Source organism: Parasphingorhabdus sp. JC815, assembly GCF_040717415.1.
GTDB lineage: Bacteria > Pseudomonadota > Alphaproteobacteria > Sphingomonadales > Sphingomonadaceae > Parasphingorhabdus.
The window spans coordinates 343,206-367,943 of sequence record NZ_JBFEFM010000001.1 but is presented as its reverse complement, the minus strand read 5'-3'; the positions used below and the strand labels follow the sequence as shown (position 1 = coordinate 367,943).

Below are 24,738 nucleotides of genomic sequence, written 5' to 3'. Positions count from 1 at the left end.
ATGCGAGCCGATCAATCAACGGGCAATTAACCCGATAATATTCTAAACAGTCCGAATGAAGCCAAATCATTAAAGGTCACCACCAACATAAACATTACAACAAGTGCAAAGCCAGATCGGAAAGCCCATTCCTGAACCATAGGATTAGCGGGCTTTCGCCTCACTGCCTCTATCGCATAGAACATCAAATGCCCCCCATCGAGCATGGGGATTGGCAGGAGGTTGATGAACCCTAAGTTAATTGAGATTAACGCTACAAAAAATATGAACTGGTTCAATCCGGCTACAAATTGCTCACCGGAAACCTGTGCAATTTTTAACGGCCCGCCCAATTCCTTCACAGAACGCCGACCGCTTATCACCTGACCCAAGGTCGTAACGATCATATCGACAATCTCGCCAGTCTGGCGTGTGGCGACTATGGGCGCTTCCCATAATGATACGTCCCGCCGTTCTATGCTGCCAGGGGATATGCCTAGCAAACCGATGCGATATTCATTGTCAAACCTGTCTTTTTCAATGCGAACGCCGATTTTTGCTTCTTTGGTAATAACCGAACCGTCGCGCTCAAACCTGACCACGACTTCCTTGTCCGGAATAATCGAGATATTGCGGGAGAGGTCGGAAAAACGGGTGATTGAATCGCCATCTATTTCAATAATTTTGTCACCATTTTTCAAACCAATAGCTTCTGCGGTAGAATTTTCTGCAACTGTGCCAACTACTGGCGGTGTAACGCTTTCACCATAAGCAAGCGCAAATCCGGCCAATATCAATATAGCAAAAAGAAAATTAATCGCTGGCCCTGCAAATACGATTGCTGCGCGCTGCCACAAAGATTTGGACTGAAAAGTCCGGTTGCGCTCTTCAGGAGCTAATTTCAGCCATTCTTCACCGGGTGTGCTAGCCGGATCCATATCACCGGCAAATTGAACATAGCCGCCAAGTGGCAATGCTCCGACTTTCCAACGTGTACCGCGCTTGTCGTTCCAGCCGATAATTTCTTTACCAAAGCCGATCGAAAAAGTGTCGGCCTTTACACCACACCAACGCCCAACCAGATAATGACCCATTTCATGTATAAAAACGAGCACGCCAATCGTAAGCAAAAACGCAAATAAAGTCAGTAATATACCCGGGTTTCCAGTCAAACTCTAGCATCCTCAATCATGGCGATAGCCCGTTCACGCGCCTCTTTATCAATCTCGAAAATATCTGCAAGATTAATGGGTTCCGGCGGGCTATAGCTATCAATAACCCGTGATACAATCTCAGTGATTGCGAGAAACTGAACATCACCCTTCAGAAACGCAGCAACCGCGATTTCATTGGCTGCGTTTAAAATCGCTGGTACCGCACCGCCCCGCTCAATCGCGTTGCGGGCAAGCTGTAGCGCAGGAAAACGTTCATAATCTGGCGCTTCAAAATCCAGCTTGGCAATTTTAGCTAAGTTTAATGGCGCACAATCTGTCACCATACGTTCAGGCCACGCCATCGCACTGGCAATCGGAATACGCATATCCGGTGATCCCAGCTGCGCAATTGTCGAACAATCTTTATATTCCACCATGGAATGGATGACCGATTGGGGATGAACCAATATGTCAATATTCTCCAAGCCCACCGGAAACAGATGATGGGCCTCAATCAACTCAAGCCCCTTATTCATCATCGTAGCACTATCGACAGATATTTTTGCGCCCATATCCCAATTCGGATGGGCCACAGCCTGTTCAGGCGTGACGGATGCCATTTGCTCTCTGGACCACGTCCGGAAAGGGCCACCGCTTGCCGTTAAGGTTATTTTTCGGACCTGATCAATACGACCGCCCTGAAGACATTGGAAAATTGCATTATGCTCAGAATCCACTGGCAAGAGCGTCGCTCCTGCCTGCTTTGCCTGAGCCATCATAAGTCCACCAGCAGAAACCAACGCTTCTTTATTGGCCAGCGCTACAGTTTTTCCGCTCTGTAATGCCGCTAATGTCGGGGGCAGTCCAACGCAACCGACAATCGCAGCCATCGTCCAATCAGCGCCAAGGGCAGCGGCCGCAATCAGGCTATCCGGTCCGGCAGCGACTTCGATACTGGTGTCCGCTAACAGGTTTTTAAGTGTGCCATATTGGTTGGTATCGGCGATAACAGCCACCTCGGCGTCAAATTCTCTGGCCAGATTGGCAAGCTGTTTTGCATTGCTATTCGCCGTCAATGCAAGGACGCGATAATTGCTGCGATCCAGCCGGATTAAATCCAGCGTAGAGGTACCAACGGAACCGGTGGCCCCAAATATGGAAACAGTTCTTGGTAATGCTGTGCTCATAAGGTGCCAAACAATATGAGCATCGCAACGACCGGCGCTACGGGAATTAAACCATCCAGCCGGTCCATTATTCCGCCATGACCGGGAAATATCTTTCCGCTATCCTTAACTCCTGCCTTACGCTTCATTCGGCTCTCGAACAAATCTCCCATCTGGGCGAGCACGGCTAGAGGCATGCTGAGAATCACGAGCATGAAAGGCAGTTGAAAATATACATGCAGTGCGAAGCTGAACAATGCTGTCAAGATCACCCCCCCGACCAAACCTGCCCAGGTTTTATTCGGGCTAATTGTCGGAGCCAGCTTTGGTCCACCAATTGCACGGCCTGAAAAATATGCGCCGATATCTGTCGCCCACACCAGTGCAAGTGTCCAGAAAACGATCAGCAGTCCATTATCAACGCCCCTGAGATAAAGGATAGAGAGCGCTGGTAACCCCGCATAAAATATTCCGATAGAAAGTTGTATGGAGCGATCAAATACAGCAATGAACATCGCTGCGCCGATAATTAACCCCAACGCCAGAAAAGATGGCCCTGCAGCCCAAAATGACATGATCGCCAAGGGCACCGACAAGGCGTAGAGAGCAAGCTGTTTATTATTCAAACGGTCGGTCAGCCCCGCCCATTCGGATAAGATACCCAATGACATGAGAACCACCAGAAACCAGAGCGCATGCTTGCCAATCGGATGGTCGCCAATAATTAGAGTAGCTACGGTTACTGCGACCAATATAATCCCTACAATAATCCGGACCGGCAAATCGCTGACCGGCTTATCTGTATGGCTAACGGGATCACTCATAATTTAACGACCACCAAAACGACGCTCTCGGTTCCCGAAGGATTCCAGAGCGCGCAGCAGTTCCGATTTGTCGAAATCAGGCCATAAAGTTTCGGTAAAATACAGTTCGGAATAAGCCGCCTGCCAAAGAAGAAAGTTGGATAATCGCAGTTCGCCCGATGTACGTATTAGCAAATCAAGCGGCGGCAATCCTGCCGTATCCAGTGCGCCAGACATGTGGCTTACATTAATATGTTCTGGTTCAACTTCACCGCGCTTCACTGCTGCTGCAATCGTTTGAACCGCCCGCAACATTTCGTCTTGTGCGCCATAGTTCAGCGCGATAGCCAGCGTCATCCGGTCATTACCGGCAGTTCGCGCTAGAGCGTTATCAATCAAGTCTACAATGTCGTTATCCAGCGCCTTGTAATTGCCGATTATTTTCAACCGGACACCATTTTCGTCAAATTCGTCAATGTCCGATTGAATATATTGACGGAGCAATCCCATCAAATCAGAAACCTCGTCAGCGGGCCGCCTCCAGTTTTCTGAAGAAAATGCATAAAGAGTCAGAGCCTCAATGCCCACCTCCCCCGCAATCCGGACAATGTTACGGACGGTTTCAACGCCCTTCTTATGGCCTAGCGACCGCGGCAGATGCTTGCGTTTTGCCCAGCGCCCGTTTCCATCCATAATGATAGCAACATGACGCGCACCATGGGTAAGATTCGCCACTTGTGCGGCGTCGGTATCCGGATCCATTGATCCTTTATTGGACGGCGCAAGCCTCACTGCGTCAGTATTTCCTGTTCCTTGGCGGCAGATAGCTCGTCCGCTTCCGCGATCATTTCATCGGTCAGCTTCTGGACCTCTGTTTCCAGACGTTTCTTGTCATCTTCGCTGATTTCTTTTTTATTCTCGTCAGCTTTGAGGGCATCCATACCATCGCGGCGCACATTCCGGATAGCGATACGTGCTTTTTCAGCGAACTGCCCGGTCAACTTGGCTAGCTCCTTGCGGCGTTCTTCGGTTAGGTCGGGAATCGGCAACCGAATATTAGGTCCGTCAATCATGGGATTGAGCCCAAGTCCAGCGGACCGCACTGCTTTTTCAACCGGCTGAATATTGCTTTTGTCCCAAACCTGAATCGACAGCATACGGGGTTCAGGAACCGATACTGTTGCAACCTGGTTAAGCGGCATTCTAGCACCATATACCTCGACTGTAATATTATCGAGCAGAGCGGTATTCGCTCGACCTGTCCGCAGACCGCTTAAATCATGCTTTAGAGCTTCCATTGTAGCCCGCATCCGTTTCGTCAGTTCGTCCTTATCATATTTCGCCATGCTATATTTCTCCCAGATTTCTATTTTGCTGCGCCAACAATAGTCGCTGTTCCGTCACCACCAAGAACGCCTGCCAAATTGCCTTGCTCACGGATTGAGAACACTACAATCGGAATATTATTTTCACGGCACAAAGCAACGGCACTTGCATCCATAACTTGTAAATTATCGGTCAAAACCTGGTCAAAGCTTAGCGCATCATAACGCACTGCATCTGGAAATTTTTTCGGATCAGCATTATAAACCCCGTCAACACTCGTACCTTTGAAAAGGGCCTCACATCCCATTTCCGCCGCGCGCAATGCTGCTGCTGTATCGGTGGTAAAAAAAGGATTTCCGGTGCCTGCTGCAAAAATAACGATTCGGCCTTTTTCAAGATGTCGCACAGCTTTTCGACGGATATAGGGCTCACAGACACTGGCCATCGGAATGGCGGACAATACCCGCGTATCACATCCTATTTGTTCCAGAGCATTCTGAACGGCCAGTGCGTTCATAACTGTTGCCAACATTCCCATATAGTCAGCGCTTGTGCGGTCGAACCCTTTGGCCGCCGCAGCTAGCCCGCGAAAAATATTACCGCCGCCCACAACCAGACATAATTCATAACCAGCCTCTTTGGCAGATTTCACTTCTGCGGCGATCCGATTCACGGTCTCCGGATCAATACCGAATTCCCCCGAACCCATCAGAGCTTCGCCGGAAAGCTTGAGCAAAATGCGCTTAAACGCTGGTCTTTTCATGCAAATATCCCATAAACTGTCATGCGCCAATGCAATATTATTGTCTATTATGGCACCAAAATCGACACCTGATACAACAATGGCGCAGACCATAGATAGTCCGCGCCATTGCGCCAAGTGTTAATGCGCCAAACCGTTATTTGGCACCCAATATTAAAATCTAGCTACCAAGTGTTGCAGCCACTTCTGCTGCAAAATCTTCTTCTTTTTTCTCAATACCTTCACCCAGTTGATAACGAACATATTCGGTCAACTTGATCTCGGCACCGGCTTCTTTGCCTGCTTGCTCCACAACCTGTGCGATAGGTGTTTTATTATCCATCACGAAAATCTGGCTAAGAAGCGCGTTTTCCTTGGCAAATTTTGCCATTGCGCCATCGACCATTTTCTCGACGATATTTTCTGGCTTGCCGGACTCCGCCGCTTTCTCTTTAGCGATCGACCGCTCACGCTCCAGCATATCCTGATCCAGCCCATCAGCATTTAATGCCAATGGGAAGGCAGCTGCAATATGCATGGCAATCTGCTTGCCAAGAGGCTCAAGTACATCCGCACTGGCACTACTCTCAAGAGCGACCAAAACACCGATCTTACCCATAGACGGGGTTACGGCATTATGAACATATGGCACAACTGCACCGCTGCTAACCCCAATGGTTTTCATCCGGCGAATAGTCTGATTCTCACCAATGGTTGCAATATTATTAGTCAACGCGTCCTGAACTGTGTCACCGCCAGGGTAATTCGCTGCATTCAGAGCTTCGACGTCATCACTTTCAAGACCAAGTGCTACTTCAGCTACATTACTTACAAAAGACTGGAACTGCTCGTTCTTTGCAACAAAGTCCGTTTCACTATTCACTTCAACAGCGACGCCTTTGGTGCCGGAAACTGCCACGCCAACCAGTCCTTCCGCAGCGGTTCGGCTTGATTTTTTCTGAGCGGCGGCAAGACCTTTGGTGCGTAGCAAATCAACTGCTGCCTCTACGTCGCCGTTTGTTTCGCCTAATGCTTTTTTGCAATCCATCATGCCAGCGCCGGTGCGCTCACGCAGTTCTTTTACTGCTGCTGCGGTAATAGCCATGTTCTTTATTCCTCAAATATTCGTGTGCGAGAATTACATTCTCGAAAAATGAGGGGGCAGCATTGCCGCCCCGTCATTCATTATGCGTTCAATATATTACTGAACGAAGGCGCTTCAAGCTCAAGCTTTTCCGTGCGCTTATTTCTCAGCTTCTTTGGCCGCTTCCTCAGCAGGAGCAGCTTCCAGTTCTTTAACGGCAGCTGCTTCACCAGCGACCATCGCGCTGGCATTGGCTTCACTGGAAACAATTGTTTCAACTGCAGGAACAGCTTCAGCGCCCAAATCCTTGCCGGACGCGACAGCTGCGTCTTGGCCACCCTTGGTTGCAGCAGCAGCTACTGATTCGCAATATAGGCGAATTGCTCGGGCCGCATCGTCATTACCGGGTACCGGAAATGCGATATTGCTGGGATCAACGTTGGAATCGAGTATAGCAACAACCGGAATACCAAGAACATTGGCTTCTTTGATTGCAAGCTCTTCCTTGTTCGCGTCAATAACGAACATCACATCAGGAATACCGCCCATGTCGCGGATACCGCCAAGAGAAAGCTCCAATTTGTCACGCTCGCGCGTCATCTGAAGGGCTTCTTTCTTGGTAAAACCTGCCATGTCGCCAGAAAGCTGTTCTTCGAGCGTCTTCATCCGGCGAATGGAATTGGAAATGGTTTTCCAGTTAGTCAACATACCGCCAAGCCAGCGATGGTTAACAAAATGCTGGCCGCTTGCGCGCGCTGCTTCTGCGATAGGCTCTTGCGCCTGACGCTTTGTGCCAACGAACAGAACCTTCCCGCCTGACGACACTGCATTAGCAATGAAATCAAGCGCGCGAGCGAACAAAGGAACGCTCTGCGACAGATCGAGAATATGGACGCCGTTGCGCGCACCAAAGATATATGGCTTCATCTTTGGGTTCCAACGGTGGGTTTGGTGGCCGAAATGCGATCCGGCTTCAATCAATTGCTGTAGGGTGACGACAGGGGCCGCCATAATATTTCTCCTTTTCCGGTTATGCCTCTGGAAAGCTGAGAACCTCAAGCGACCTGAAAGATCGGTATCGGCACCGGTATGAGTGCTTTCCATGTGGAATGAGCGTGCCGTTAAAGCGCAGCGAAGTAAAACGCAAGGACAAAGTGTATCAATGAAAGGTTTAGGGCAACTTCGTAAACTAGTTAAGCATATCGTTGTTCTACTGGGTTAGCGACAAGGGATACGTCACGAGACCGCTGTAGAGTGTCAGAAAACCAGAGCTCATCCGTGCGCGACCACATATAGTTCAGATCTAACGGGTTAAACTTAGGACGTAATAACATTGCACCATATTCATATGGCGCTTGGCATATAGCGCTTGACAAGTAGAACAGAGATAGAACATAGAGGGATTACATTAAGAACACACTGGATATTGACATGCTGACAATCGCGATCACAGGCTTTTTTGCTCTCGCTCTGACAGGATCACTTCTCATAATTATTATGATGATCCATAGCTATCAGAATAAAATAAAGGCGGTGATTTCGGCGGAGCTTGGCGAAAAAACCATGAAGGGTTCAATATCTTTGCCACAATATCGCACACGCATAAATAAACCCTATGCGACTAGACGCTGCTCTCGGTATCAACCGGCTCCATTGCGCGCTGCCGCTTAACTTTTGCATAGCTACGAATGCTGAACGGGATGAGGATTATATAAAATATACTGATCGCACTAAGAGTTATCCAAGGATTGGTAATCAGCGCAACGCCAAGCAAAGCAAAACCGGCCAGCGCTTCCAGACGGATATTTTTGCGTAGCCGAAGCGATGACCAGCTATATGTCGCGGTGTTTGAAATCATTAAAAAAGCAATTAATACAATCCACGGCGCAACTACAGCATAATGACGGAATGGCTCTTGCCCCGTAATCACCCAAAGATAGAGCGGAAGCATCGCAAGTCCTGCCGCAACAGGAGCCGGAATACCGGTTAAAAATCCCGCTGATTTATGAGGCTGGTCATCATCGTCAATCCGGGCGTTGAATCGGGCAAGTCGCAATGCGCAGCCCACCACCATAGTCAAAGATAGCACCCAGCCAAATTGCGGCATATGCTGCAGCGACCAGAAGAACATGATCAACGCCGGAGTTACACCAAATGCAATCACATCCGAGAGAGAATCCAGTTCGGCACCAAACCGGCTTTGAGCATTGAGCAATCTGGCAATACGGCCATCAAGTCCGTCCAATATACCCGCAAGCACAACCGCACCGGCAGCGAGAACCCAATTCTCCATGAATGCAAAGCGCGCACCACTTAAACCGACACATAGCGCCAATGCAGTTACGGCATTGGGCGCAAAGGCACGTAAAGAAATGCCCTTTTCGTTACGTATCATGCGTTTTTTATTTACCATCTGTCATGGTGTCCTGTGATGCAGGCCTGTCAATCATTGACCAACGCCTTCAATCTCTTTTGTTTGACCAACTTCGGCAATGATAGTCTCGCCAGCAATTGACCTCTGACCTAAAACTACGCTCGGCGTTGTTCCTTTGGGTAAATAAACATCCACCCTGCTGCCAAAACGGATCAGCCCGATTCGTTGTCCAACTGCTACGAAATCACCCTCTTTTACAAAAGACATAATTCGCCTGGCAACCAGTCCTGCAATTTGAGTGAACCCAATTTTCAAGCCGTCATTACGCTCTATCATAAAATGCTGCCGTTCATTTTCGTCACTGGCTTTATCAAGATCAGCGTTCAGAAATTTGCCAGAGATATATGCCTGCCTTTTTACCGTTCCTTCAATCGGCGTGCGGTTAATATGCACATCAAAAACGCTCATAAAGATAGAAACACGGATCAGTTCTTCATCACCCAGACCACCCTCACCCTGCAATTCTACAGGGGGGACTACCGGCATGATTAAATTGACCAGTCCATCGGCAGGCGCGACAATATATTTATCATCAAGTGGCGTCACCCTTTTCGGGTCCCGAAAAAATGCCAGAACCCATAAGGTGATACCGGCCATCGGCCATGCCAGAGTTTCCCACGCGAATAATGCAAAGACCGCAGTAATCGCAGCCGCGATAATCGCGAACTTGCGACCCTCAGGGTGAACAGGTGGAAAAGCCCATTTAGCTTCGCCAAGCCCCTTGTTAGAATATTTCTCTATCGCCATAGCTGTTCCTTAGGAGTAGTGTTCCACCCTGACAATACTGTGAGGTAGATTTGCTGCGTTAACTATCAGAGTTTTGAACAGATGGTTGAACATATTGCGATCTTTGCTAAGAGACCCTCATCTTAGAATCCTCCCACTGAATGCTTCGATAAACATTGCTTGCAGGAAAGAACACTCTACTATGTCTAAAATTAAGGTCAAAAACCCGGTTGTCGAACTTGATGGCGATGAAATGACGCGCATCATCTGGCAATGGATCCGCGAAAGATTGATTGAACCCTATCTGGATATTGACCTCCATTATTACGATCTCGCTATTCAAGTACGCGACGATACGAATGACAAAATCACAGTAGATGCTGCCAATGCTATAAAAAAGCACGGTGTCGGTGTTAAATGCGCAACCATCACACCGGATGAAGCCCGGGTTGAAGAATTTGGCCTCAAACGGATGTGGAAGTCACCAAATGGTACTATCCGTAACATATTGGGCGGCGTCGTATTCCGTGAACCTATCGTGATCGACAATGTCCCCCGTCTGGTGCCTGGCTGGACCGACCCGATTGTTGTTGGGCGGCATGCTTTTGGTGACCAGTATCGCGCAACTGATTTCAAAGTGCCTGGCCCAGGTAAACTTCGCTTGGTCTTTGATGGCGATGATGGAACCAAGATTGATGAAGAGGTTTTCCAATTTCCGTCACCCGGCGTCGCCATGGCAATGTATAATCTGGACGACTCAATTCGCGATTTTGCCCGTGCTTCGATGAATTACGGTTTGAATCGTAATTGGCCGGTTTATCTTTCAACAAAGAACACCATCATGAAGGCGTATGACGGGCGTTTCAAGGATCTGTTCGAAGAAGTTTTTGAAACCGAATTTAAAACGAAATTTGATAAGGCCGGAATTACCTACGAACATCGCTTGATCGATGACATGGTTGCAGCAGCCATGAAATGGAGCGGAAAATTTGTATGGGCATGTAAAAACTATGATGGTGACGTACAGTCTGACACGGTTGCCCAAGGCTTTGGCTCGCTTGGTCTCATGACCTCTGTTTTGATGACGCCGACCGGAAAAACTGTAGAAGCTGAAGCGGCTCATGGTACGGTTACGCGTCACTATCGCCAGCATCAGAAAGGCAAAGCGACCTCGACCAACCCGATTGCGTCAATTTTTGCCTGGACGCGCGGCTTGATTTACCGTGGTGAATTCGATGAAACACCAGAAGTCACGCGTTTTGCCGAAACACTTGAGAAAGTCTGCATCCAGACGGTTGAAAATGGCGATATGACAAAAGACCTCGCTATTCTTATTGGCCCGGACCAAAGTTGGATGACCACCGAACAATTCTTTGAAGCGGTTCGCTCCAATCTTGAAACGGAAATGGAAAACTGGAAATAATCATTCCTGATTAACGGGAATTTCGGGCGAGTGAATATCCACTCGCCCGATTCCCTATTTAATAGCTCGCTCGGAACTTCTCCATAACTAAGCTATACAGGCTTAGCGGCATTACAATTGGCCTTACGCAGCGAAGCAACCAAACGATAATTTTACTGTGCGTTACTATATCGCTTCACTATATTCCGGTGATTAGAAACTGCTGCAATCGGCTACTCGTGCGAACAGCAATCCCGCTATCATCTCTGTAGAACTATCAGCTACCATCAGAATATCATGGTTTAGATCGACCATAATATCCTTCTTTCATGTAAGTTGCTGACAAATCGCATTGTTCTCGCCTATAGAGTCGCTGCATGCATAATCCGCTCGGAAATCCAGCTTTTATAGACGCTATCGTAATCTTGGGTGCGGCAGGGATAGTTATTCCTGCTTTCGCCCGTTTCCGAATTACACCGATTATAGGTTTTATCCTTGTAGGCGTATTGCTTGGCCCCTCGGCACTTGGCTCGTTATCTGGTCAATATGACTGGTTGAGATTTGTCACAATCAACGATCGAGAAGCTATCGCACCATTTGCCGAGTTCGGTATAATCATGCTGCTCTTCTCAATCGGTCTAGAACTTTCTTTCAAGCGGCTATGGTCGATGCGGCAGCTCGTCTTTGGAGTTGGAGCGGCTGAGCTTATCATTTCTGCGCTAATTATCGGCTTTGTACTATATATGCTCGGGCAAAGTTCTGCCGGAGCGTTGGGCCTTGGCCTTGCGCTTGCTCTCTCATCAACGGCACTGGTACTTCCCATGTCGGGAACAAAAAGCCCTGTGGGGCGGGCAGCACTGGCCATGCTATTGTTCGAGGATGTCGCCATCGTCCCGATCATCTTTTTGCTCGGTGCACTTGCTCCCACCTATGCTAGCGGATCATCGTGGGAAGAGCTGGTCAATACACTGGTTCTCGGCGCCGCCGTTATCATCGGCCTGCTGGTGCTTGGGCGACTACTATTGCCCCGTATATTTGCTCAGGCGGCCCGGACAAAAAGCCCTGAACTGTTTCTGGCCGTTAGCTTGCTTGTCATCATCCTTGCGAGCCTTGCGACCGCCGCCACCGGCCTTTCACCGATTGTCGGCGCTTTATTGGCGGGCTTGCTGATCGCAGAAACAGAGTATCATGGCGAAGTAGAAGTCATCACCCAGCCTTTCAAAGGACTTGCACTAGGCGTATTTCTTATCACGGTCGGCATGCAAATTGATCTTCGCGTGATTTTGGAAAACTGGGCTAGCCTGATGATTGCAGTTGTTGGCGTTGTTGTAATTAAAGCTGTCGTCACCGGCGGGCTTCTGCGTTTTGCAGGCGCAGGAGCCGGCACCGCTACGGAAGCAGGCGTATTGATGGCCAGCCCGTCAGAAACCACCTTGATTGTTTTGGCCGCCGCCACACAGGCTCAGCTCATCCAACCGCAAACGGCTGCTTTTTGGCAGATAGTCACTGCGATTGGCTTGACCATCACCCCCTTATTAGCAAGATTTGGACATGATATGGCCCGGCGGATCGAGCTGCGCGGAGAGAACATCGCTGCAACCGATGATAAAGTCATTGATGCAGGAAAAACAATAATCATAGGCTTTGGCAGGGTGGGCCGTCTGGTTGCAGATATGCTGGAAGCGCATGATCAGGATTACCTAGCCATAGAAACCAATATTGATGTTGTTGCAGAGGCTAAACGGGACGGCTATCCGATGATCTTTGGCAATGTTGCGCGAAATGGCATGCTTGACCGGTTACGGCTGGGCCATGCCAAAACACTGGTGCTCACTATGGATGAGCCGGTATTGTCAGTCCAAATCGTCAAGCGGGTGCGGGCATGGGTTCCGGATCTTCCTATCATCGTTAGAGCACGCGATACCGAGCATGCAGCGGAGCTTTATAAAGCCGGTGCTACCAATGCTGTACCCGAAGCGCTGGAAGGCTCGCTACAGCTTTCAGAAGCTATATTGGTCGAAAATGGCGTAGCCATGGGCCCTGTCATTGCTTCAATCCATGAAAAACGCGATGAAATCCGTCGCAAGATACAAAAAGATGGCGATCTGGAAAATGAACCCAAACTGAAATCATCAGAAATGGATTCCAGCAGAATTGCTACAGAAAAGCTTAACCCGCAAGTATAGCTTTTATAGCTTTAAGAGCATCTTCAGCCTTATCCCCATCAGGACCACCGCCCTGCGCCATATCAGGCCGGCCGCCACCGCCTTTACCACCAACAGCTGCAACCGCAGCCTGCACTAGATCAACCGCGCTATGCCTGTCTGTCATATCATCGGTAACGCCAACGGCAACTGTTGCCCGGCCATCATTAACAGCGATCAAGGCGGTGACACCGCTACTTATTTTCTTTTTGGTCTCGTCAATTAAGCCGCGAAGTTCCTTAGAATTCAAGCCATTGATGACTTGTCCGCTGAATGTAACATCACCGATCATTTCCATTTCAGCAGAGGGCGAAGAGCCGCCATCTCCTGCCAAAGCCAATGCTTTTTTTGCTTCTGTCAGCTCACGATTGAGCTTTTTCCGGTCCTCCACCAAAGCGGCTACACGCTCCGACAGTTCATCGGGAGAGGCTTTCAGCGTCGCGGCGATAGATTTTAATTTGCTATCACGCGCGCTCAACCACAACCGGGCCGCTTCCCCGGTGAGGGCTTCTATCCGGCGAACACCACTGGATACAGCGGATTCAGAGACAATCACCATCAATCCGATGTCACCCAGAGCGTTGACATGCGTCCCCCCGCACAGCTCGACTGAATAATCGCTATCATCATCCAATCCCATCGACAAAACACGGACTTCATCGCCATATTTCTCTCCGAATAATGCAAGCGCCCCTGCCGCGACGGCATCATCGGGGCTCATCAGACGAGTCACCACGGCACTGTTACCGCGAATCTGTGCGTTCACATCCGCTTCGATCGCTTTAATCTCTTCATCCGTCAGGGCTGATGTATGAGAGAAATCAAAACGCAAGCGGTCCGGCGCGACTAGGCTGCCCTTTTGTGTAACATGATCGCCAAGATGTTGACGCAATGCCTTATGGAGCAAATGGGTCGCGCTATGATTGGCGCGAAGCTGGGTCCGCCGGGCGCAATCCACTATCAAATGGACGGTGTCACCTACAGAAACAGCGCCATCTTTGATGGTTAAATGATGTGCGTGAAGACGGCCGAGCGGCTTGCTTGTATCTGAAATATCTGCGGCAAACCCGCCCTCACCTGTTGCCAGACCGCTGTCGCCCATTTGACCACCACTTTCGCCATAGAAAGGCGTTTGGTTGGTCAACATAATGAGCTTGTCCCCCGCCTTAGCAGAGCGCACCTCTTCACCATCTTTGACCAAAGCTATGACCATGGCATCACCGGCCTCTGCGCTATATCCGGTAAATTCGGTGCTACCTTCGCGTTCGGCAATATCGAACCAGATGGCTTCGGAAGCCTGATCACCAGAGCCCTTCCACGCAGCGCGAGCGGCTGCTTTCTGCTCTTCCATGGCTTTATCGAAACCTTCGCGGTCAATCCCCAGAGACTTTGTGCGTAAGGCATCTTCGGTCAGATCATAAGGGAAGCCATAAGTGTCATACAGCTTGAAGGCTGTTGCACCGGGCAAAGTGTCCCCCTCTTCCATACCAGTAATTTCGGCATCGAGCAGCTTGAGCCCCTTGTCGAGCGTCCTGCGGAAATTGGTTTCCTCCCGCAGCAAAGTTTCCTCAATCAACGGTTTCGCACGAATCAATTCGGGAAAGGCATTGCCCATCTCACCGGTCAGTGCACCAACCATCCGGTGCATCAACGGGTCTTTCGTACCCAGAAGATGGGCATGGCGCATGGCGCGGCGCATAATCCGCCGAAGCACATAACCGCGGCCTTCATTGGCCGGCAACACGCCATCAGCAACCAGAAATGATGAAGCACGCAAATGATCAGCTATTACACGGTGGCTGGCTTGATTATCGCCCGTCGTGGCGGTTCCTGTTAGAGTCCCGGATTCAGCAATCAGGGCTTTAAACAGATCAATGTCATAATTATCATGAGTGCCCTGCATAACCGCAGCGACACGTTCCAGACCCATGCCGGTATCAATTGACGGCTTTGGCAGATCAATGCGGTTGCCAGTCCCATCCTGTTCATATTGCATGAACACCAGATTCCAGATTTCAACAAAGCGGTCGCCATCTTCATCCGGGCTGCCGGGTGGCCCGCCAAAAATATTTTCGCCATGGTCGTAGAAAATCTCGCTACATGGTCCGCAAGGTCCGGTATCGCCCATGGACCAGAAATTATCATTGCTGGCTATGCGAATAATCCGCTCTTCGGGAAGTCCAGAGATTTTTCGCCACAAATCAAAAGCTTCATCATCCGTATGATAGACAGTCACAGTCAAGCGATCAGGAGAGATTTCCCATGTTTTTGTGATCAATTCCCATGCGTTATGAATGGCCTGTTCCTTGAAATAATCACCAAAGGAAAAATTGCCGAGCATTTCAAAAAATGTGTGGTGGCGGGCCGTGTAGCCGACATTATCCAGATCATTATGCTTGCCGCCAGCGCGGACGCATTTCTGATTAGATGTTGCAGTGAGAAATTTACTCTTTTCTGCTCCAGTAAAAATATTTTTAAAAGGCACCATACCGGCATTAATGAACATTAATGTCGGGTCATTATGCGGAATCAATGGAGAAGACGGGACAATTTCATGTCCCTTCTCGTTAAAAAATTCCAGAAAAGAGCGTCTTATATCATTGGTTGTAATCATGGATTCGACTTAGGCGACGCCTGTCCGCTTGACAATCCCGTGAATGAATTGATGAAAAAAACCATCACAGAGAGAGAGTTCATCATAAGAGCTATTTGGCTAAAACGGAAAAAGCCGTTGGTCCTTCCAAAGTTCACACAATTCACAACCCAAAATAGCAGAAACGGGCCGGATTCTTCCAAGTTTGTCAAAGAGCAACCGAGCCGCCAATAAAAAGACCGTAAAAAGGGGGCCGTCCTGACTATCGGGGGACAGAAGGACGGCCCGGGTGCCAAGGTTCGCCTCGGGGCAGCGAACCGGCAAAACTTATAATTTGGGAAAAGAAGCAGAAGAAGGGCAAGCCCGTTTCTAAATCCTTTTATTCACCCTCCCCGCTGTCCTTGTCGCTGGCAGCAGAGCCGGTCATCATATCTTCGGCAATTTCTTCCTCGTTGCCGCGGATCTGTTTTTCCAGCTTCGCCATCAGTTCAGGGTTTTCGAGCAGGAAGCGTTTGGAATTTTCACGGCCCTGACCAATTCGAACCGAATCATAGGAGAACCAGGCACCGGCTTTTTCGACCACGCCGGCTTTGACGCCCAGATCAATGATTTCTCCTACCTTGGAGATGCCCTGTCCGTACATAATATCAAATTCGACTTGCTTGAACGGAGGCGCAACCTTGTTTTTCACTACTTTTACGCGAGTCGAGTTGCCGACAATATCGTCCCGCTCCTTGATCTGTCCGGTGCGGCGGATGTCGAGGCGGACCGAGGCATAGAATTTTAACGCATTGCCGCCCGACGTCGTTTCGGGATTGCCATACATGACACCAATTTTCATCCGCACCTGATTGATGAAAATCACCATACATTTGGAACGGCTGATCGATCCGGTCAGCTTGCGTAGTGCCTGGCTCATCAAACGGGCCTGCAAACCGACATGGGAATCACCCATTTCACCTTCGATTTCTGCACGTGGGACCAGCGCCGCAACCGAGTCGACAACCAGAACATCAATGGCGTTAGAGCGCACCAGCGTATCTGTAATCTCCAGAGCCTGCTCACCCGTATCAGGCTGCGATATAATCAGCTCGTCAATATCCACACCCAGCGCATTGGCATAAACCGGATCAAGCGCGTGTTCCGCATCGACAAAGGCCGCAGTGCCGCCCGCTTTTTGCGCTTCGGCAATAACGTGCAGCGCCAATGTCGTTTTACCCGAACTTTCCGGGCCATAGATTTCGATTACACGTCCCTTTGGCAATCCCCCGATGCCAAGTGCAATATCGAGCCCCAACGAGCCGGTGGAGATTGATTCAACCTCCATAGCCTTGCGGGAGCCAAGCTTCATGGCCGAGCCTTTGCCAAAAGCACGGTCAATCTGTGCCAATGCGGCGTCGAGCGCTTTTTGTCTGTCTGATGAGTTCAACTGAGTATCCGATTCTACGACTTTTAAATTACCGGCCATTTGCCTGTCCCCTTCGCTAATTGCTTGTACGATATCAATCAATGCCCGATATGATGTACCGCATTTGTTCTTTGAGAACAAGGGGAGAACATTATTTTCTTGCAATTACAAATAGTCATTATATTTCAGTATGTTACGAGCAAATCCATAGTCTATTTATTATGTTCGGCCAAAACTTCCCCGACAGCTTGCGCGATTTGTGCAACAGAAAATGGCTTGGGCAGAAATGCGACATTGTCGAGATCAATGGATTTTCGCAGTTGCTCTTCGGCATAGCCGGACATGAACAGAATCGGGATTTCAGGATATAGTTCGCGTGCCTGCTTGGCCATTGCCGGTCCGTCCATATTCGGCATGACCACATCCGACACAATCATATCAAAAGCGTTTTCGCCCTCTTCCATGCTGGTCAAATGCTGCAACCCTTCTTCGCCATCGCTCGCAGTTACTACGGTATAACCCTGCCGCGTTAATGCACGTTCTGCCACGGCGCGGACCATATCCTCATCCTCCACCAGCAAAATATGACCACTGCCCCATAGTTCTTTTTTGGCCAGAGCCTTGGGCGGTTCGGCTGTTTGCGATGTTTCGTGATCCAGTCCCTTATGAACCGGAAAATAAATTGCGAACGTGGCCCCTTCATCAGGATTGGATTCCGCAAAAATATAACCGCCCGATTGTTTGACAATCCCGTAAACGGTGGAGAGGCCAAGCCCGGTGCCCTTCCCAACATCTTTGGTCGTGAAGAAAGGTTCAAATATCTTGCCAATCACCTGCGGCGGGATGCCCATCCCTGTATCACTCACGAACAGGGCGGTATAGTCCCCGACGGGGAGAATATCGTTTTTCAACGCCCGGACGTCAGAAGGTGTAATCATCTGGGTCGTGATCGAAATCTTACCGCCATTGGCTCCGCTGGCATTAATAGCATCACGGGCGTTTACACCAAGATTTATGATCACCTGCTCCAACTGCCCCGGATCGGCACGGACCAGTCCCAGATTGCGGCCATGTTTGACCTCTAGCTCAATAGAGTCATCCAATAGCCGCTTGAGCAGGTTCGACACGTCTGAGACCACATCGGGAAGCTGTAGAACCTGTGGTCGTAAGGTTTGTTGCCGTGAAAAGGCCAAGAGTTGACGGACCAGACCAGCAGCCCGGTTGCTGTTATTCTTGACCTGCTGAATATCATCATAATCGCTGTCACCGGGCGCATGACGCAGCAGCATCAGGTCACAATGGCCGATAATCGCGGTCAGTATATTGTTGAAATCATGGGCAACGCCGCCAGCAAGCTGCCCCACCGCCTGCATCTTGGTAGCTTGCGCTACCTGCGTTTTCAGCTTGGCTTCCTCGCTATTATCCTTGAGCGAGAGCAAAACCGCAGCATCACCCAGACCACGAATACTCGCCATGCCCAGTGCAACCGGATCTTCCCCGCCCGAGCGCAGCCGCACAGCAAGGTCTCCCGACATGGAAGGACCGCGCCCATAGCGGCGAACGGCATCCGCCACCGCCGCCTTGTCGTCACGGATCATGAGATCACCGGGATAGAGTGGCTCCTCTCCTTCCTGAATATCCGACACTTTCGCAAAGGCATTGTTATAGAAGAGAAATCGGCCATCCCGATCTGTGAGCGCCAGACCGAGTGGAAGCAACGACAACATCGATTCAACCTGTTCCAACGCTTTGCCGCGTTCCACCATGCCATCATCGTCGATAAGCAGGATCAGCGCCGGTCCTTTTTGCTGATTACGATCCAGTGGAACGTGGAAAAGGCGCACTGGCGTGCCGTGCCGGCCATCCCGTTCGAAAAAAATCGTGCCCTTGTCATCGGAGCGTAGAAAATTGATAAAATTGCGCCCTGCTATATTTGCGTCTTCACGACCAGTGGCCCTGAGCGCAAAGCCCTGATTCAATGCTCTGATCCGTCCTTCGCCGCCGATAACCGCAGCGAGCAAACCCGCTTCCGATAAAGCCTTGCCAGTGGCACCGCTCACCATGTTGATTGTCTCGTCCAATATATCGTTGCGGCGCCGGGGCTTGAAATGCCAGAGCAGATATTCATCGCCATGTCCCGCGCGCTCGACCTTCGCATTATATTCAGCAACCCCGCGTTTCAGCCCCTCGGCAGAGCCGCGCCCGTCGCGCCATGCCTTTCGTCCGGCCGAAGCCAACAGTGTGTTCCCGTCATCCTGCAATGGAAGTTTTGGGGGAACTGCCGGGCCATTAAACCATTTGGTGAACAGCTCATTGGCGCATACCAGCCGCCCGGCACGATCGGTAATGGCCAGCCCCACCTCGGCCTGATCCGCGACCAGCCGTGTTACGGCCCAATCCATAAACGTGGCATGTTCATCATCAGTGGCGGCGTTTTTCGGACTCAGAAAATAGGCAATAGCCCCCAACGTACCGGCCATAGCCGCAAAGCCCAGCAACAGCGCAATATTTGGAACCTGCCAATAGAGCAGCCCCAGCGATAATATTATCGCGATTCCCAATATCGCGGCTCGTAAGCGTGAGTCATTCGCTTTTTTTCGCGTACTGGGCTTTAACAACGCTGTATTATACCGAATCTCACTCGCCATCTTTATTGCTATCTGGATCTATATTTTTCATTCGCCGTTGCCATTTTCGTGCTGTCCACCAGCGCCAGCCAAACGAACTTACAACATAGCCCAATGCCGCGAAACTAATAGCCAATAATGAAAATCCAAAAGCCGTTACACCCGCTTCACGCACAAACCAGCTTATCCACATACCAAATTCACTGCCCACATGGCTATTCAATGGCTGCCCATCGGTCAGCGCGTCGACCCGCAGAGCAAACTTCCCGATCTGGTTTGCAGCGGCTATCCAGAATGGATAGGTGATCGGATTAGTGATAAAAGTTGTCAGAGCCGCAATCGGAACATTTGCGCGAATCGGCAGCGCCAGAAATACCGCTGCAAAAATCTGCCCTACGGGGATTAGAAATGCCGCCAACATGCCCAGCGCAACACCGCGTGGCACGGATCTGCGGGTAAAGCGCCATAGATCGGATCGCAAAAAACGGTGCGCTATTGGCTTGAGATAACGATTATTCGCCATGCCGCTACGGGTAGGCATTTTATCTTCGAGCCAGCGGAATATACGCAAAATAAACCGCGCACCCCAGTCCTTGCCCGATGATTTTGGGTCAGCCATGCTCGCGCAACAACCGTCCTTGCTGGCGTTTCCAGTCCCGGTCTTTTTCGGTTGCCCGTTTGTCCGGTGCCTTTTTACCTTTAGCAAGAGCAAGCTCAATCTTCGCGCGGCCCTTGCTATTAAAGTAAACCGATAGCGGCACAATTGTCATGCCCTTACGCATCACTGCGCCATAGAATTTATTGATCTGACGCCGGTTAAGCAACAACTTGCGGGGGCGTTTGGGTTCGTGATTATAACGGTTGCCGTGGCTCCATTCGGGGATATTGGCGTTAATCAGCCAGACTTCATCGTCCTTCACTTCGGCATAGCTTTCGGCAATCGCACCCGAACCAAAGCGCAGTGATTTAACCTCGGTGCCGGTCAGCACGATGCCTGCCTCAAACTTCTCATCAAGATGATAGTCGTAGCGCGCGCGCCGGTTTTCAGCGACGATTTTATGTTTGTCGAATTCTACGGGGCGCGGCTTTGCCATTTAATCACCTGTGCCTGACGAAAGTTGTTTTTGCCCCGCCATTAAACCAGGCCCGCATTCTCAAGCGCTGCATCCACGGCTTTGCGCGCCGCGTCCGATGGTGGCGTCATGGGCAGGCGCAATTCGGTCGGAAAATCATCGATAACGCGTGACATAGCATATTTTATCGGTCCCGGCGACGCATCGGCAAACAGCGCCTTATGCAAAGGATAGAGCCTGTCGTTCAATTCCCGTGCCCTTTCATAATCTCCAGCCGTACAAGCCGCCTGAAATTCACTGCAAAGCTTTGGTGCCACATTGGCTGTTACGGAAATACAGCCTGCACCGCCCGATGCGTTAAAGGCAAGGGAAAGCTCATCCGCTCCGGAAAGAAGGCAGAAATCATCGGCGCAAGCAAGCCGGTGGTCAGTAACCCGGTCAATCGCCCCGCTGGCATCTTTAATCGCCACAACACTGGGCAGCTTTGATAATCGCGCAACTGTTTCAGGCAATATATCAGTGACCGTCCGTGCTGGCACATTATAAAGCACCAAGGGCAGATCAGTGCCATTGGTCAGGGCTTCAAAATGGGCGTAAATGCCTTCCTGATTGGGACGATTATAGTAAGGAGCCACGACCAATCCGGCTGTTGCTCCGCATTTGCTGGAAAAACTGAGGTGCAGCAAAGCGTTGGTCGTATCATTGGAACCGCATCCGGCGATAACAGGCACGCGTCCTGCGGCTTGCTCTACACAGATTTCGATTACACGATGATGTTCGGCATTTGACAAAGTCGAGGATTCGCCCGTGGTTCCGCAGGGAACAAGCCCGCTACTCCCTTGTTCAATCTGCCAGTCTACCAGTGCCCGAAACTCGCTTTCCGCGAACGATCCGTCGCGAAAGGGTGTTACCAGGGCCGGAATTGAGCCGGAAAACATGCAAATACTCCTTTAAGTTTAGCTTGAAAATCGCCTATGCTTATACAAGCTTAACGGTGATATAGTTCTTCGTTCAGCGCCTGATAAGGAGCCTACCCCCAATATGTCCAGTATGGTATCAAGAATAATTCTCGCAAGTCTGCTATTGGCCCCCGTAACATGCATGGCTGCCGAGCAGCAGGGGCAGGCCGTTTTATCCGATCCGACCGGCGGTAATGCGGTGCTGGGACTTCAGCGCTGGCGCGTCCTTACGCAGTCGGACAAACATTCGTTTGACGATTATGCCGGCTTCCTTTTCACCTATCCCGGCTGGCCAGATGACACCCGGATGCGGCGCACAGCCGAAAAGGCGATTGATATTTCCAGTTTCTCGGCTGACCGGGTTATTACTTTTTTCAACCGTTTTGAACCGCTGACAAACGGAGGGGCAGCATATTATGCCCTTGCGCTGCAATCCAAGGGCCAAACACGAAAAGCCAATGCCATGGCGCGGCAGGCGTGGCGCGGCGGCGCTTTGACGGACGAACAAGAGGCCATGTTACTCCGCGGGTTCAGCTCCGCATTGACCATTGCCGATCATGATGCGCGCATGGATGCCCTGCTGTGGTCACGAGCGACGACAGCAGCGGCGCGTCATTTGGGATTTACCTCTTCCGGGCGCAGACCCGTGTTTGAAGCGCGGCTGGCGCAACTGACCGATGCACCCGATGCCGATGCACAGGCGAATGCTGTTGCCTCACTGATGCGGGGTGACGCCGGTTTTATTGCCGATAGGGCACGTTATTTGCGCGGCAAAGGACGAAGCTATGAAGCGCGCACTCTCATGGCACGTCGTCCGGTGTTAAGCGTTCGGCCCGATAGTCCGTACCAGGTTGCGACTTGGTATGAAGCCAATCTGATTAACGCCAAGGCCGCTGCCAATGACCGGCAATGGTCGCTGGCTTATGACATCGCATCCAAAGTGGATGATGCCTATAGTGCGCCCACTAATATAGCGGAAGAAACCAGCCCTATCCGCGACAAATATTCTGATCTGGTCTGGCTCGCTGGAAACGCGGCCCTGTGGGGCCAGCGCCAACCCGCCAAGGCGGTCGCGATGTTTGACCGCTATGCACGATCCTATAACAGCCCCAATATTACCTCGAAAGGCTATTATTGGGCGGGCCGCGCCGCCGCAGAAGCGGGACAAACGGCAAAGGCCACCGCTTATTTTGAGAATGCAGCCGCTTTTCCGGCTTATTTCTATGGTCAACTGGCGCTGGAAAGACTGGGACGGCCATTGCCGAAATTCGACCGTAAGCCGGCAATCAGAATTACCGATCAGGATCGGCGGGCCTATGACCAGAAACCACTGGTTATCGCTACAAAAGCCTCTACACGGACCGGCCCGTGGAAGGAACAAATCCGCTTCCATCGCGCATTGGCCTATAATGCCAACACCCCGAAAGATTATATGTTGCTGAGCGATCTGGCGACTCGCATCGGAGCCCGTGATCTTGGCGTGATTAAGGGAATCAGCGCATTAGGCGCAGGTGTCGGGCCAATTGACGAAACCAGCTTTCCGACCATGCCGGTTCCCGCAGGTCAGGAAAGCAACTGGACCATCATTCATGCCATTACGCGGCAGGAGAGCCAATTTGCCCAAGCCGCGATCAGCCACGCCGGCGCACGTGGATTGATGCAGCTCATGCCCGGCACAGCGCGGGAGCAATCGGGGAAAATCGGTCTTTCTTATAATATGTCTGCGCTAACAGGTGATCCCCAATATAATATCCGTCTGGGCAGCAGCTACATCCAGCGCATGCTCAACTATTATGGCGGCAGCTATCCCTTGGCAGTGGCGGCCTATAACGCTGGCCCCGGCAATGTTAACAAGTGGCTGAGAACACAGGGCGATCCACGACAAGGCGGTATTGACTGGATAAAATGGATTGAGGAAATTCCGATCTACGAAACCCGCAATTATGTGAAACGTGTGCTGGAAAATGCGGTTGTTTACGATACGCTTAATCCGCGAGGACCACGGATCAAAAGCGATACACCGTTAACGCGCTACATCGGGAAAAATTATAAAGGATGACTTTGATGCTTCGCACTCTTCGCATCATCTGCCGGGAGTGCGGAATATCGTCAATGTGCCATTAATGACTGGCTAATCCACCTCATAACCAAAAGCATCTTTGGCCAGTCTGACCAGTTCCGGGTCCACTTCGGGTAAATCTTCCGGCAAAGCAGCTTCCAATGTTTCGGCGATATGAGTCATAGCCGCGATCCGTGCAGCTTTTTTATTATTGCCATCAATCACCTTCCACGGTGCCCAGCGTGTATCGGTCTGTTTGAACATATCATCCATTGCGGCCAGATAGGCTGACCGTTTTGACCGATTGCGAAAATCATCCTTGTTTATTTTCCACTGTTTATGCGGCGTATTCAGCCGCTCGGCAAAACGGCTATCCTGTTCTTCCTGAGTGACGTGAAAAAATAACTTAACCAGATTCGTACCGCTATCAATTTGCTGCGCTTCAAATTCGTTAATCTCGTCATAGCCGCGTTTCCATTCGGCGTTGCTGCATAATTCCTCCACCCTTTCGACCAGAACACGGCCATACCAGCTTCGGTCGAACACAGCGATTTCACGATTACCCGGCAAGCGTTTCCAGAACCGCCAGAGAAAATGCCGGTCGCGTTCTTCCCGGTTTGGTGCGCCAATTGGAAACACCTCATAATAGCGGGGATCCCATTCGGCTGTCATCCTTCTAATGCAACCGCCCTTCCCGGCAGCATCCCAACCTTCAAAGGCCAAGATTGTCCGCTTCCCATATATGATATGTTTGAATTGAACACGGGCCAGCCGCTTTTGCACATGTTTCAGCGCATCGGAATAATCACCATCAAATTTACTGCCCGCTTCATATTCGGACAGATCAATATGTTTGTTCATACATAGCCTCAATGTATTTCGCCGCGAACCGGACAATGATATTTAATCGCAAAGCCGGAATTAGCGAGAGCCACTACATAGTATAGGAATAGCAAAAGAACGAATCGGTTAACCCTGTTTTGGCTAAGCGTAGTTACC

At 50.5% G+C, this 24,738-nt stretch carries 20 protein-coding genes; 3 read left to right on the top strand and 17 right to left on the bottom strand.

Annotated elements, in window-relative coordinates:
• Positions 1–26: 26 nt before the first annotated feature.
• From rseP to AB1K62_RS01715, 10 genes are all read right to left on the bottom strand, one after another.
• Complete coding sequence (gene rseP, locus AB1K62_RS01760) at positions 27–1,151, bottom strand: RIP metalloprotease RseP (RefSeq protein ID WP_367000754.1); 1,125 nt, start codon at positions 1,149–1,151, stop codon at positions 27–29.
• On the bottom strand, positions 1,148–2,320 hold the full coding sequence (locus tag AB1K62_RS01755) for a 1-deoxy-D-xylulose-5-phosphate reductoisomerase (RefSeq protein WP_367000752.1): 1,173 nt from the start codon (positions 2,318–2,320) through the stop codon (positions 1,148–1,150). Before AB1K62_RS01755 ends, rseP begins: the two co-directional genes overlap by 4 nt.
• Entirely contained in the window at positions 2,317–3,123 is an 807-nt protein-coding gene (locus AB1K62_RS01750) for a phosphatidate cytidylyltransferase (protein ID WP_367000751.1), read from the bottom strand. The genes AB1K62_RS01755 and AB1K62_RS01750 overlap by 4 nt, the downstream gene beginning before the upstream one ends.
• Before the next feature lie 3 nt (positions 3,124–3,126).
• The gene (locus AB1K62_RS01745; protein ID WP_367000749.1) at positions 3,127–3,864 is read right to left on the bottom strand and encodes an isoprenyl transferase; all 738 of its coding nucleotides are present in this window, start codon (positions 3,862–3,864) and stop codon (positions 3,127–3,129) included.
• Positions 3,865–3,890: 26 nt separating this feature from the next.
• Entirely contained in the window at positions 3,891–4,448 is a 558-nt protein-coding gene (gene frr / locus AB1K62_RS01740) for a ribosome recycling factor (protein ID WP_367000747.1), read from the bottom strand.
• Positions 4,449–4,468: 20 nt separating this feature from the next.
• A complete protein-coding gene (gene pyrH / locus AB1K62_RS01735) occupies positions 4,469–5,191 on the bottom strand; it encodes a UMP kinase (RefSeq protein ID WP_367000746.1) in 723 nt (240 codons plus the stop codon).
• A 160-nt stretch (positions 5,192–5,351) separates the two neighbouring features.
• A complete protein-coding gene (gene tsf, locus AB1K62_RS01730) occupies positions 5,352–6,275 on the bottom strand; it encodes a translation elongation factor Ts (protein WP_367000745.1) in 924 nt (307 codons plus the stop codon).
• Positions 6,276–6,413: 138 nt separating this feature from the next.
• On the bottom strand, positions 6,414–7,265 hold the full coding sequence (rpsB, locus tag AB1K62_RS01725; RefSeq protein ID WP_367000743.1) for a 30S ribosomal protein S2: 852 nt from the start codon (positions 7,263–7,265) through the stop codon (positions 6,414–6,416).
• 610 nt (positions 7,266–7,875) lie between these two features.
• A complete protein-coding gene (locus AB1K62_RS01720; RefSeq protein WP_367000741.1) occupies positions 7,876–8,667 on the bottom strand; it encodes a phosphatidylcholine/phosphatidylserine synthase in 792 nt (263 codons plus the stop codon).
• Between the two features lie 33 nt (positions 8,668–8,700).
• On the bottom strand, positions 8,701–9,435 hold the full coding sequence (locus tag AB1K62_RS01715) for a phosphatidylserine decarboxylase (RefSeq protein WP_367000740.1): 735 nt from the start codon (positions 9,433–9,435) through the stop codon (positions 8,701–8,703).
• A 181-nt stretch (positions 9,436–9,616) separates the two neighbouring features.
• Here AB1K62_RS01715 and AB1K62_RS01710 point away from each other — a divergent pair, with 181 nt between their 5' ends.
• Together AB1K62_RS01710 and AB1K62_RS01705 are read left to right on the top strand one after the other, a co-directional pair.
• On the top strand, positions 9,617–10,837 hold the full coding sequence (locus AB1K62_RS01710; protein WP_367000738.1) for an NADP-dependent isocitrate dehydrogenase: 1,221 nt from the start codon (positions 9,617–9,619) through the stop codon (positions 10,835–10,837).
• 356 nt (positions 10,838–11,193) lie between these two features.
• Positions 11,194–13,002, top strand: coding sequence for a cation:proton antiporter (locus AB1K62_RS01705; RefSeq protein WP_367000737.1), 1,809 nt, complete (start codon positions 11,194–11,196; stop codon positions 13,000–13,002).
• On the opposite strand, the gene alaS is transcribed toward AB1K62_RS01705, so the two are convergent.
• The 6 genes from alaS to dapA form a co-directional block, all read right to left on the bottom strand.
• Positions 12,986–15,634 carry an alanine--tRNA ligase gene (gene alaS, locus AB1K62_RS01700; RefSeq protein WP_367000735.1) on the bottom strand — a complete coding sequence of 883 codons (2,649 nt, stop codon included), beginning with the start codon at positions 15,632–15,634 and terminating at the stop codon, positions 12,986–12,988. The two genes, AB1K62_RS01705 and alaS, sit on opposite strands and share 17 nt — an antisense overlap.
• A gap of 358 nt (positions 15,635–15,992) precedes the next feature.
• Entirely contained in the window at positions 15,993–17,081 is a 1,089-nt protein-coding gene (gene recA / locus AB1K62_RS01695; protein ID WP_367000733.1) for a recombinase RecA, read from the bottom strand.
• A 152-nt stretch (positions 17,082–17,233) separates the two neighbouring features.
• A complete protein-coding gene (locus tag AB1K62_RS01690; protein WP_367000732.1) occupies positions 17,234–19,669 on the bottom strand; it encodes a response regulator in 2,436 nt (811 codons plus the stop codon).
• Complete coding sequence (locus AB1K62_RS01685) at positions 19,659–20,267, bottom strand: DUF2062 domain-containing protein (protein ID WP_367000730.1); 609 nt, start codon at positions 20,265–20,267, stop codon at positions 19,659–19,661. Before AB1K62_RS01685 ends, AB1K62_RS01690 begins: the two co-directional genes overlap by 11 nt.
• Positions 20,260–20,742 (bottom strand): SsrA-binding protein SmpB, encoded by a 483-nt coding sequence (gene smpB / locus AB1K62_RS01680; RefSeq protein WP_367000728.1) that lies wholly within the window; start codon positions 20,740–20,742, stop codon positions 20,260–20,262. Before smpB ends, AB1K62_RS01685 begins: the two co-directional genes overlap by 8 nt.
• 41 nt (positions 20,743–20,783) lie before the next feature.
• A complete protein-coding gene (gene dapA, locus AB1K62_RS01675; protein ID WP_367000726.1) occupies positions 20,784–21,659 on the bottom strand; it encodes a 4-hydroxy-tetrahydrodipicolinate synthase in 876 nt (291 codons plus the stop codon).
• Between the two features lie 103 nt (positions 21,660–21,762).
• Between dapA and AB1K62_RS01670 the strand changes: the two genes are divergently transcribed.
• Positions 21,763–23,739, top strand: a complete 1,977-nt coding sequence (locus tag AB1K62_RS01670) for a lytic transglycosylase domain-containing protein (protein ID WP_367000724.1) — start codon at positions 21,763–21,765, stop codon at positions 23,737–23,739.
• A gap of 72 nt (positions 23,740–23,811) precedes the next feature.
• Here the strand turns inward: AB1K62_RS01670 and AB1K62_RS01665 are convergent, their stop codons facing one another.
• Positions 23,812–24,600, bottom strand: a complete 789-nt coding sequence (locus AB1K62_RS01665) for a polyphosphate kinase (RefSeq protein ID WP_367000723.1) — start codon at positions 24,598–24,600, stop codon at positions 23,812–23,814.
• Positions 24,601–24,738 lie beyond the last annotated feature (138 nt).